The following is an 11,035-nucleotide window of genomic DNA, read 5'->3' on the forward strand; positions in this document are numbered from 1 at the left end:
GTGGACTTATGCTGATAATACTTTTCTTCCTTTTGCACGGCGTGCTGCTAATACGCGGCGACCGTTTTTAGTACTCATACGTGCGCGGAAACCGTGGTTTTTGCTACGTTTACGGCTATTTGGTTGGAATGTACGTTTCATCTATATGACACCTCCTGAGTGATCATCTTACAAATTTCTTTAGACAGTCTCCGATATTATATATAACTACTGTGATTATGTCAATCACTTTTCCAATACTTATAGTCCTATTTTATAAAGATAGTTTATCCACAATTATTATTACTCCCCCTTTTTGTTTGTGTATAAAAAAATAAACACAAAAAATATCCACAAGACTTATGAACATGTTCTAAACATAATCATACCTTGTGGACAACCTGGAATGTTAATAATTTGATAATTGTGGATAACTCTTAAATCTCTTGTAATTACAATGTTTTTTTGTTACGATATTTGTGTTTTACTTTTTCAATTAAATTTTACCATTTTTTCTTATCCACAGTTGTTAATAATCTGTGGATAAGTTTTTCCACGTACGTTTACAATATTTATCCACAGGAAGTGGATTTGTGTATATGTCTTAAATCTATACATATTAATTATTTTTGCAAGTTGTAAATATGAACGTTTTACTACTCGAAAAAAGGAGACTAGATTATTGGAACATTTAGAAGAACTTTGGGCAAAGGTTCTCTCTGAAGTAGAAAAGAAAACATCGAAACCTAGTTTTGAAACTTGGTTAAAGTCGACGAAGCTACTTTCATATAAAGGAGAGACTGTTACAATAGCTGCGCCGAATTCCTTCGCAAGAGACTGGCTTGAAAACCACTATGTCCATTTAATTGCTGGAATTTTGACAGAAGTGACTGGTAACGAACTTCTTATTTCTTTTGTTGTACCAAAGAACCAAGACGTAGAAGATTTTGATATACCAAAACCGAAAATCCCTAACAATAATGGAGAACAATCTGAGTTTTCCCCTGGAATTTTAAATTCTAAATACACGTTTGATACTTTTGTTATTGGATCAGGAAACCGCTTCGCTCATGCTGCTTCTTTAGCTGTAGCAGAGGCACCTGCAAAAGCATATAATCCTCTATTCATATATGGAGGAGTTGGACTCGGAAAAACCCACTTAATGCATGCGATTGGTCATTATGTACAAGAACACGATCCCAATGCAAAAGTGGTTTATTTATCTTCTGAAAAGTTTACGAATGAATTCATTAACTCTATTCGTGACAATAAAACCATTGAATTTCGCAATAAATATCGGAACATAGATGTCCTGTTAATAGATGATATTCAATTCCTTGCCGGAAAAGAATCAACTCAAGAAGAATTTTTTCATACTTTCAATGCGTTACATGAAGAATCCAAACAAATTGTTATTTCAAGTGATAGGCCACCAAAAGAAATACCTACATTGGAAGATCGACTCCGTTCTCGCTTTGAATGGGGCTTAATAACCGATATAGCGCCACCAGACTTAGAAACAAGAATTGCTATTTTACGTAAAAAGGCAAGAGCTGACGGACTAGACATTTCGGATGAAGTAATGGCCTATATAGCAAATCAAATCGATTCAAATATTCGGGAATTAGAAGGCGCACTAATACGTGTTGTTGCTTATTCTTCTCTTGTCAATAAGGATATAAACCCTGAACTTGCAACAGAGGCTCTAAAAGATATCATGCCTAACGCACGTCCAAGAATTATTACTATTTTAGACATCCAAAAAGTAGTTGGGGAACATTTTCATATTAGACTGGAAGATTTTTCCGCTAAAAAACGAACTAAATCTATTGCATTTCCTCGTCAAGTTGCCATGTATCTTTCTAGAGAATTAACCGACTTTTCTCTGCCGAAAATTGGGGAAGAGTTTGGTGGTCGAGATCATACGACTGTTATTCATGCACACGAGAAGATTTCTAAAATGCTTAAAGATGATACAAATTTGCAAGATGACTTAAAACAAATAAAAACTATTTTAGGGAGATAAAAAATATTGTGGATAAGTTTATTCTTTATCCTTTTACTTAAGAACAACTTATTCACATGTGGATAATCAGTCATAGCAGGGTTAAGATACACTTATCAACATATCCACAAGCCCTATTACTATATCTATTATTCTTTTAAATAAATAATAACTATATAAGTGAGGTACAAAAATGAAATTCGAAGTAATGAGAGATAGTTTATTAGAGGGATTAAATGACGTGATGAAAGCAGTAAGTTCGAAAACAACTGTCCCAATATTAACTGGTCTTAAATTAGAAGTTTCACAAAAAGGACTCTATATCACGGGCAGTGATTCAGACATCACTATTCAAACGTATATTCCGACAGAAAAAAATGGAGAACAAATTATTAAAGTAACAGAATCAGGAACTATAGTTCTACAAGCTCGAGTGTTCAATGAGATTGTACGAAAACTACCTACTAACGAAGTGGAAATCGAAGTAACCAATCAATTTCAAACACATATTCGTTCAGGTAAATCAGAGTTTAACTTAATTGGTCTAGATGCATCTGAGTATCCATTGCTTCCTCAAATTGAAGAGGATCGCCAATTCTTTATTCCTTCTGATTTATTAAAATCAATTATTAGAGAAACGGTATTTGCTGTCTCTACTTCAGAAAGTCGCCCAGTACTAACAGGTGTTAATTGGCAAGTAAAAGAAGGAGAGCTTCACTGTGTAGCAACAGACAGCCATCGTTTGGCTAAAAGAAAAACAGCACTAAAAGATTTGCCTCAAGAAGAATATAGTGTTGTTATTCCTGGGAAAAGCTTAAATGAATTAAACAAAATATTAGAAGAAACGTCCTCTGAAGTAGCGATTGTTATGACACAACAACAAATACTGTTTAAAACAGGAGATGTGTTATTCTATTCAAGGTTGTTAGAAGGAAATTATCCTGATACGTCAAGGTTGATTCCAAATGAATATAAAACAACGATTTTAGTTAACGGAAAATCATTACTTCAAGCAATTGATCGAGCTTCTTTACTGGCGAGAGAAGAAAGAAATAATGTTGTTCGTTTTTCAACTATCGGTGACGGTTTTGTTGAAGTGTCCTCCAATTCACCTGAAATAGGAAATGTAGAAGAACAAATTCAAGCAGAATCTATAGATGGTGAAGAGTTGAAACTTTCTTTTAGTGCAAAATATATGATGGATGCTTTAAAAGCAATCGATGGTCAAGACGTAAAAATCTTGTTCTCCGGAGCAATGAGACCTTTTGTACTAAAATCTGTTCACGATGATTCTATTTTGCAGCTTATATTACCGGTAAGAACTTATTAATTAAGTTGAAAAATTTAATAATAAATGGGGATAGTCACTATCGTGGCTATCTTTTTTACGCTGGAGAAAATTATCAACAATGTGGATAACTTTGCATGTAACTAAACGGTTTATTTATACAGCTTAGTTTTGTAAAAAGTATCTGAAGTGGAATAGAGGAAATAGTTCACTAAACTAAGAGGTTACTTGTCGTAAGATTACAATGACTATTACGTATAAAACTTCGAAAACAAGCTACATTGCAAACCATTTACACTTTTTTTTACTTATTCGGTTATTTGGAGTAAAATGAAGGGATAATGAAAATGAGAAGAGGTTGAATTATTGTTGGAAGAGATTCGTTTTGACTCAGAATTTATTACACTTGGTCAACTATTGAAAATGACAGATGCAATAGATTCAGGTGGAATGGCCAAATGGTTTTTAAGTGAACATGCCGTTTACGTGAATGGTGAAGTAGAAGATCGAAGAGGCCGTAAGCTACGTCACAAAGACGTTGTAAATATTCCGGGGGTAGGAAGATTCCAGATGATTGGACCAGAGAACGGGGATTAACATGTATATTGAACGGTTAGAGTTAAAAGATTTCCGTAATTATGAATCAATTGAGTTGGACTTTTCCTCCAAAATAAATGTCTTTATCGGAGAAAATGCACAAGGGAAAACAAATTTGATGGAGTCCCTTTATGTGTTGTCGATGGCAAAATCCCACAGAACTTCCAATGACAAAGAATTGATACGTTGGGAAGCAGACTATGGTAAAATAAGAGGGGCTATTCAAAAAAAGTATGGTCATTTGCCTTTAGAATTAACGTTGTCAAAAAAAGGTAAAAAAGCGAAAGTTAATCACTTAGAACAAAAAAAACTAAGTAATTATATCGGGCAGCTAAATGTCGTCATGTTTGCCCCGGAAGATTTGTACTTAGTAAAAGGAAGTCCACAAGTTAGAAGGCGGTTTCTGGATATGGAAATCGGCCAAATTTCCCCTGTTTATTTACATGATTTACTTCAATTCCAAAAGATATTAAAACAACGAAATCATATATTAAAACAAAATCAAGGGAAACCTTTTCTTAAGGATGTTATGTTTGATGTGTATACGGAACAATATATAGATGCTGCAGTGAAAGTAATCCAAAAAAGATTTCAATTTATGGATTTACTGCAAAAGTGGGCAGAACCAATCCATTTTGGTATATCTAGAGGTTTAGAAAAGTTGACCGTTTCATATAATTCCACTTCTGGCATTAAAGCAGATTGGACAGAGAACGAGATGAAAGAACATCTTGAAAAAAAAATAACAGATAATCAAAAAAGAGAACTTGATCGTGGAGTGACCTTAACAGGTCCGCATCGAGATGATCTTCAATTTTTCGTTAATGATTATGATGTTCAAATATATGGATCACAAGGCCAACAACGAACAACGGCTTTGTCTTTAAAATTAGCTGAAATCGAATTGATAAAACAGGAGGTAGGTGAAGCTCCTGTTTTATTGCTGGATGACGTTCTATCAGAATTAGATGACTATAGACAATCGCATTTGTTAAATACGATTCAAGGTGATGTCCAAACGTTTGTTACAACTACAAGTGTAGAAGGCATTGCACATGATACGATTCAACATGCAAAAATGTTTCATGTGGAACAAGGAGCAGTTATCGATTAATAAAAATTATACTTTTAAAGACATGAGTCACCATTATTGAAGTGATGAAAGAGTAGGTGAGCAAGTTGGCTATGGAAGAAAAAGAGTTAGAAAAATCTTATGATGCCGATCAGATACAAGTATTAGAAGGGTTAGAAGCAGTTAGAAAACGTCCAGGTATGTACATCGGTACTACCAGTTCGAAGGGACTTCACCATCTTGTGTGGGAAATAGTGGATAACAGTATTGACGAAGCACTTGCTGGATACTGTGATCATATTATCGTAACAATTGAAAAAGACAATTGGATTCGAGTAGAAGACAATGGTCGTGGTATACCTGTAGATATACAAGAAAAAATGGGTAAACCTGCCGTCGAAGTTATTATGACCGTCTTACATGCAGGTGGTAAATTTGGTGGTGGCGGCTACAAAGTATCAGGTGGACTTCATGGTGTTGGGGCCTCCGTAGTAAATGCTCTTTCCGAGTTTACAGAAGTATATGTAAAACGTGATGGAAAAATTCATTGTATCAAATTTGAACGTGGTGCTGTGATCGCTCCTTTGGAAGTTATTGGAGAAGCGGATATAACTGGTACAACTACGCGATTTAAAGCAGATGCGGAAATTTTTACGGAAACTACTATATATGAATTTGATATATTGGCCCATCGTGTTCGTGAATTAGCTTATTTAAATCGTGGTTTGTCGATAACAATTGCTGATGAAAGAGAAGGCCAAGAACAATCCGTTAAGTATTTCTATGAAGGCGGAATAAAATCATACGTTGAAGATTTAAATAAAACAAAAGAGCCGATTACGGAAGAAGCTATTTTTGTAGAAGGAGAAAAAGATGGAATTGCCGTTGAAATTGCTATGCAATACAACTCTGGTTACGCGTCTAATATATTATCCTTTGCAAACAATATTAATACGTATGAGGGTGGAACGCATGAGTCTGGATTTAAGACAGCACTAACTCGTGTGATTAATGACTATGCTAGAAAAAATGGTTTGTTAAAAGAAGCAGATGCCAATTTAACCGGGGATGATGTTCGTGAAGGATTAACAGCCATTGTTTCTGTAAAACATCCAGATCCTCAATTCGAAGGACAAACAAAAACGAAACTTGGTAACTCCGAAGTGAGTACCATTACAAATAGCTTGTTTTCAGAGGGTTTTGATCGGTTTTTGTTAGAAAACCCACAAACTGCCCGTAAAGTTGTTGAAAAAGGACTTATGGCTGCAAGAGCACGAGTTGCTGCGAAAAAAGCTCGTGAATTTACACGTAGAAAGTCAGCATTAGAAGTTTCTAGTCTACCGGGGAAACTTGCAGATTGTTCTTCACGTGTACCTGCGGAAAGTGAACTGTACATCGTAGAAGGTGACTCTGCTGGTGGATCGGCTAAATCAGGTCGTGACCGTCATTTTCAAGCTATTTTACCTTTAAGAGGAAAAATCCTAAACGTAGAAAAAGCACGCTTAGATCGAATTTTAGGAAATGCTGAAATTCGAGCAATGATTACTGCACTAGGAACTGGCATTGGCGAAGAGTTTACATTAGAAAAAGCCCGTTACCATAAAATTATTATTATGACGGATGCTGATGTTGATGGAGCGCATATTCGAACTTTATTGCTTACTTTTTTCTTCCGTTTCATGAGACCGCTAATCGAAGCTGGTTATGTATATGCTGCACAACCACCTTTGTATCAAGTGAAACAAGGGAAACACGTCGAATATTGCTATAATGATGAACAATTAAAAGAAATTTTAGATCGCTTACCGAAAACGTCCAAACCGAATATTCAGCGTTATAAAGGTCTCGGGGAAATGGATGCAGAGCAACTTTGGGAAACAACAATGGACCCAGATGCACGTACATTACTCCAAGTGAACTTAGATAATGCAATGGAAGCAGATGCGGTATTTGAACAGCTAATGGGTGAAGAAGTAGAACCGAGACGTCTATTCATCGAAGAAAATGCTGTATATGTGAAAAACTTAGATATTTAAGAATGTGTGTGACTGGAGGTCTTTAGGATGTCAGAAATACCGAATAAAGGTGTCAAGGGGATCAATATTAGTACAGAAATGAGAACCTCATTTCTAGACTATGCGATGAGTGTTATTGTATCCCGTGCCTTACCAGACGTACGTGACGGGCTAAAGCCTGTACATCGTCGAATTTTATATGGTATGCAAGAGTTGGGGAATACACCTGATAAACCTCATAAAAAATCAGCTCGTATTGTAGGAGACGTAATGGGGAAATACCATCCACATGGTGACTCCTCAATTTACGAAGCAATGGTACGTATGGCACAGCATTGGAGCTACCGCTATATGTTAGTAGATGGACATGGTAACTTTGGTTCGGTTGATGGTGATGGAGCAGCTGCAATGCGTTACACCGAATCTAGAATGTCTAAAATTGCGATGGAGTTATTGCGTGATATTAATAAAAACACAATAGATTACAAAGATAACTATGATGGACAGGAAAAAGAGCCTGTTGTATTACCAAGTAGATTTCCTAACTTGCTTGTAAATGGAGCTTCTGGGATTGCAGTTGGTATGGCAACGAATATTCCTTCTCATAATTTAGGAGAAGTAATTGATGGAGTTTTAGCATTGTCTGAAAATCCTGCGATTACGATAGAGGAATTGATGGGAATAATCCCAGGTCCAGACTTTCCAACAGGCGGTATTATTTTAGGGAAAAGTGGTATTCGTCGTGCATTCGAAACGGGTAGAGGTTCTATACTAATTCGTGCAAAAGTCGAAATTGAACAAAAAGCTAGCGGTAAAGAAGTAATTATCGTTACAGAGTTACCATATCAAGTAAATAAGGCTCGTTTAATAGAAAAAATTGCAGAATTAGTTCGTGATAAAAAAATTGATGGAATTACACATTTAGCAGATGAATCTGATCGTAACGGTATGCGAATTGTTATTGAAGTAAGAAAAGATGCAAACTCCCACGTACTTTTAAATAATTTGTATAAACAAACGGCATTACAATCTAGTTTTGGCGTTAATATGCTAGCCCTTGTAGATAACCAACCAAAAGTATTAAACATAAAAGAAATGCTTTATTATTACTTAGAACATCAAAAAGTGGTTATCCGTCGTCGTACACAATATGAATTGAATAAAGCGGAAGATCGAGCTCATATTTTAGAAGGTTTACGAATTGCTTTAGATCATATTGACGAAATCATTGCTTTAATTCGTGCATCTCGAACAGGAGAAGAAGCGAAAAATGGCTTGATGGAGAAATTTAATTTATCTGAACGCCAGGCCCAAGCAATTTTAGATATGCGTTTACAACGTTTAACGGGCTTAGAAAGAGATAAGATTGAAGAGGAGTATACAGCTTTAGTTAAACTAATCGAAGAACTAAAATTCATCTTAGCAAATGAGTATCGAGTAGTTGAGATTATACGAGAAGAAATTACAGAAATTAAAGATCGTTATGCAGATAAGCGCCGAACTGAAATTGTTGCCGGTGGAGCAGAAGTTTTAGAAGACGAAGATTTAATACCTGTAGAAAACTCCGTACTTACTTTGACAAATAAAGGGTACATCAAACGATTGCCTGCTAATACGTATAAGAGTCAAAAACGTGGTGGTCGAGGAGTTCAAGGGATGGGTACAAACGAAGATGATTTTGTAGAACATCTATTGTATACATCCACACACGATACTATTTTATTCTTTACGAATAAAGGTAAAGTTTTCCGTGCCAGAGGATTTGAAATACCTGAGTACGGTCGAACAGCAAAAGGATTACCGCTTATTAACTTACTAGGTGTGGATAAAGATGAACAAGTTACAGCAATGATTCCAATGGCATCCTTTGAAGAAGATAGCTATTTCATTTTTACGACAAAGCATGGTGTAACCAAACGTACACCTGTCTCTGGGTTTGCGCATATTCGAGCAAATGGTTTGATCGCCATTTCATTGCGTGAGGATGATGAATTGATTGCTGTTCGTTTGACGGATGGTAATAAACAAATAATCATTGGAACAAGGCAAGGTAAGCTAGTTCGATTTGAAGAAACTGATATACGCTCTATGGGTAGAACTGCCGGTGGGGTAAGAGGTATCCGTTTAAAAGACGATGACTATGTGGTAGGTATGGAAATTATAGAACCGGACCAAGAAATATTAGTTGTTACAGAAAATGGCTATGGAAAACGTACACCGGAATCTGAGTATCGTTTACAAAGTCGCGGTGGTATGGGTGTGAAAACATGTCAAATTACCGATAAGAACGGGCCTTTATCCGCTGTTAAGGCAGTAGATGGAACAGAAGATTTAATGTTAATTACGATAAATGGTATGCTCATTCGAATGGACGTAAAAGATATTTCTATAACGGGTAGAAGTACGCAAGGTGTCCGACTAATGAGACTTGCAGATGATGAGCTAATAGCTACCGTTGCAAAAGTTGAAAAAGAAGAGGATGAAGATATAGAGGTAGAAGAAAATCCTTCTACTGATACGGAATCTTCCTCTACAGAAGAAATAAGTGAATAAGTAAATGAAAACACTCTTAAACAAATTTGTTTAAGAGTGTTTTTCATACATATACAGTAACCAATAATATTTAGTATAATTAAAGAAACATTTAGAAAAAGGAGGGAATGGAATGTACCAGGCTTTAGAAAAGTTAGAGGAATTGAGATTGGGAAGTGTCCTTGCTGAAGATATTTTGGTTAATACAAAAAACCCCATTATTCGAAAGGACACGAAAATAACAAGAGAGCATATTCAAGTGTTACGTGCCTTTAATGTTAAGAAAGTACCTATAATAATAGAAAATGTATTTGGTAGAACGGAAGAAGAAATAAATAAATTAAACGAAGAGCAAGTAAATACTATACAAAATAAAGATGAACCGGCTATCCAAACAAATTTTATAAAACTATACAATGATGCGATAAATAGTTTTTATAAAGAATTTTCTTCTTGGGAAGCTGGGATAAAAGTAGATTTAGCGAAATTACGCAATATAATTATGCCCTTAGTTGAAAGGGCTATGGACGACAAAAAAATCTTTTCTTACTTAAATAGTCTTTCTTCTATAGATAACTATATTGCCCATCATTCGATTGCTGTTGGTATAATAGCGGGTGCAATAGCAAAAAAAATGAACTATCCATCAGGAATGATTAAGCAAATAGCAACTGCCGGTTTGTTAGCAGATATAGGAATGGCAAAAGTGGATGTGAAGATTAGAGCGAAAAAGTCCTATTTAACTGAAGCCGATTTTTCAGAGATTAAAAAACATACTATATATAGCTTAAAAATGATACAAGATTCTCCTCTATTGAAATCAGAACTGAAGCTAGCAATCTTTCAGCATCACGAGCGTTTAGATGGCAGTGGTTATCCAAAAGGAGAAAAATTGGACAAAATATCGGTTTACTCTCAAATAATAGCTGTAGCAGATGTTTACCATGCCATGACATCTGAACGTGTTTATCGTGCGAAGAGCTCCTCATTCAAAGTATTAGAGATGATAAAAGAAGAAGAGTTTGGCAAATATAATATCGAAGCCGTTCATGCGTTAATTTCACTTGTGGGTGATTTGCCGATCTCCACTTGTGTAAACTTGTCAGATGGAAGTACAGGAGAAGTAGTATTTTCTCATAGAGATTCCCCAATGAGACCTATGATTCGTTTAACAGAAACTGGTCAAATAATTGACTTAGCTGCTAAAAGATCTTTGTACATAGAGAGTATTATAGAATGACTTAAAAATAACTCTTTCCTTATTTCTGCCTTATTTCTAGCTGAAAAGGAAAGAGTTTAATTTTTTTAGATTAAAGTGTTGACATATATGCGGAACCTTGATATTATATAGAAGTCGTCAAAACGAGACAACAACATGAACATTGAAAACTGAACATGCAAAACGTTAAGATATAGCTTTTCAGATTAACTTGTTAGTCTGATAGCAAAACAATTATGACATCATTTAATGATGATGCCAGCAAAACAAAATGAGCTTTTTAAGTTCTCTATTATGGAGAGTTTGATCCTGGCTCAGGACGAACGCT

The 11,035-nt window shown here is 35.5% G+C and carries 8 protein-coding genes; 7 read left to right on the plus strand and 1 reads right to left on the minus strand.

The features are described 5' to 3' along the window. Window positions 1–6: 6 nt before the first annotated feature. Window positions 7–141: a 50S ribosomal protein L34 gene (gene rpmH / locus FG382_RS21080; RefSeq protein ID WP_142540824.1), complete on the minus strand. Its 135-nt coding sequence runs from the start codon at window positions 139–141 to the stop codon at window positions 7–9. 520 nt (window positions 142–661) lie between these two features. On the opposite strand from rpmH, the gene dnaA reads away from it, so the two are divergent. The 7 genes from dnaA (at window position 662) to FG382_RS21115 (ending at window position 10,728) form a co-directional block, all read left to right on the plus strand. After that, complete coding sequence (gene dnaA / locus FG382_RS21085) at window positions 662–2,005, plus strand: chromosomal replication initiator protein DnaA (RefSeq protein WP_229677448.1); 1,344 nt, start codon at window positions 662–664, stop codon at window positions 2,003–2,005. A 172-nt stretch (window positions 2,006–2,177) separates the two neighbouring features. Next, window positions 2,178–3,314, plus strand: a complete 1,137-nt coding sequence (gene dnaN / locus FG382_RS21090; protein WP_142540826.1) for a DNA polymerase III subunit beta — start codon at window positions 2,178–2,180, stop codon at window positions 3,312–3,314. A 327-nt stretch (window positions 3,315–3,641) separates the two neighbouring features. Beyond that, window positions 3,642–3,869: a S4 domain-containing protein YaaA gene (yaaA, locus tag FG382_RS21095; protein ID WP_142540836.1), complete on the plus strand. Its 228-nt coding sequence runs from the start codon at window positions 3,642–3,644 to the stop codon at window positions 3,867–3,869. A gap of 1 nt (window position 3,870) precedes the next feature. After that, entirely contained in the window at window positions 3,871–4,983 is a 1,113-nt protein-coding gene (recF, locus tag FG382_RS21100; protein WP_142540827.1) for a DNA replication/repair protein RecF, read from the plus strand. Between the two features lie 71 nt (window positions 4,984–5,054). Then, window positions 5,055–6,977 carry a DNA topoisomerase (ATP-hydrolyzing) subunit B gene (gene gyrB / locus FG382_RS21105; protein ID WP_188713361.1) on the plus strand — a complete coding sequence of 641 codons (1,923 nt, stop codon included), beginning with the start codon at window positions 5,055–5,057 and terminating at the stop codon, window positions 6,975–6,977. A 27-nt stretch (window positions 6,978–7,004) separates the two neighbouring features. Further along, window positions 7,005–9,509, plus strand: a complete 2,505-nt coding sequence (gyrA, locus tag FG382_RS21110) for a DNA gyrase subunit A (RefSeq protein WP_142540829.1) — start codon at window positions 7,005–7,007, stop codon at window positions 9,507–9,509. Between the two features lie 112 nt (window positions 9,510–9,621). Further along, window positions 9,622–10,728 (plus strand): HD-GYP domain-containing protein, encoded by a 1,107-nt coding sequence (locus FG382_RS21115; protein WP_142540830.1) that lies wholly within the window; start codon window positions 9,622–9,624, stop codon window positions 10,726–10,728. Window positions 10,729–11,035 lie beyond the last annotated feature (307 nt).

It is taken from the genome of Psychrobacillus lasiicapitis (assembly GCF_006861795.1).
Taxonomy (GTDB): domain Bacteria; phylum Bacillota; class Bacilli; order Bacillales_A; family Planococcaceae; genus Psychrobacillus; species Psychrobacillus lasiicapitis.

What these genes read in the sequence shown, in the direction of transcription:
- rpmH (WP_142540824.1), bottom strand. Translation starts at nt 141, where the DNA reads ATGAAACGTACATTCCAACCAAATAGCCGTAAACGTAGCAAAAACCAC.
- dnaN (WP_142540826.1), top strand. Translation starts at nt 2,178, where the DNA reads ATGAAATTCGAAGTAATGAGAGATAGTTTATTAGAGGGATTAAATGAC.
- recF (WP_142540827.1), top strand. Translation starts at nt 3,871, where the DNA reads ATGTATATTGAACGGTTAGAGTTAAAAGATTTCCGTAATTATGAATCA.
- gyrB (WP_188713361.1), top strand. Translation starts at nt 5,055, where the DNA reads ATGGAAGAAAAAGAGTTAGAAAAATCTTATGATGCCGATCAGATACAA.
- gyrA (WP_142540829.1), top strand. Translation starts at nt 7,005, where the DNA reads ATGTCAGAAATACCGAATAAAGGTGTCAAGGGGATCAATATTAGTACA.
- FG382_RS21115 (WP_142540830.1), top strand. Translation starts at nt 9,622, where the DNA reads ATGTACCAGGCTTTAGAAAAGTTAGAGGAATTGAGATTGGGAAGTGTC.